Annotated in this window: 1 protein-coding gene; it reads left to right on the top strand. The window is 69.1% G+C overall.

Annotated elements, in window-relative coordinates:
• Positions 1-508 (top strand): MFS transporter (locus CSC70_RS14230; protein ID WP_162457223.1); only part of this gene is annotated, 508 nt, incomplete at both ends.

Below are 508 nucleotides of genomic sequence, written 5' to 3'. Positions count from 1 at the left end.
GGGGGTGATCGGCGGCATCGGCCTGGGGCTGGGCTACATCTCGCCGGTGTCGACACTGATCAAGTGGTTCCCGGACCGCCGCGGCATGGCCACTGGCATGGCGATCATGGGCTTCGGCGGCGGCGCGATGATCGGCAGCCCGCTGGCCGACGCGTTGATGCGGCATTTCGCCGGCCCCGACTCGGTGGGCGTGAAGGAAACCTTCCTGGTGATGGCCGGGCTGTATTTCGTGTTCATGATGGCCGGTGCGTTCGGTTACCGCGTGCCGCCGAGCGGCTGGACCCCGGCCGGCTGGAGCGCGCCGACCGCCAGCGCCAACGCCATGATCACCGCCCATCACGTGCACGTGCGCAAGGTCTGGGGCATCCCGCAGTTCTGGCTGTTGTGGGGCGTGCTGTGCCTGAACGTGTCCGCCGGTATCGGCGTGATCGGCATGGCCTCGCCGATGCTGCAGGAGGTGTTCGGCGGCCGCCTGATCGGCGTGAACGCCGGCTTCGCCAGCCTGGAC

It is taken from the genome of Pseudoxanthomonas kalamensis DSM 18571 (assembly GCF_010211745.1).
In the GTDB taxonomy this organism is placed as follows: Bacteria; Pseudomonadota; Gammaproteobacteria; order Xanthomonadales; family Xanthomonadaceae; genus Pseudoxanthomonas_A; species Pseudoxanthomonas_A kalamensis.
This window is presented reverse-complemented; position numbering and strand designations above follow the sequence as displayed.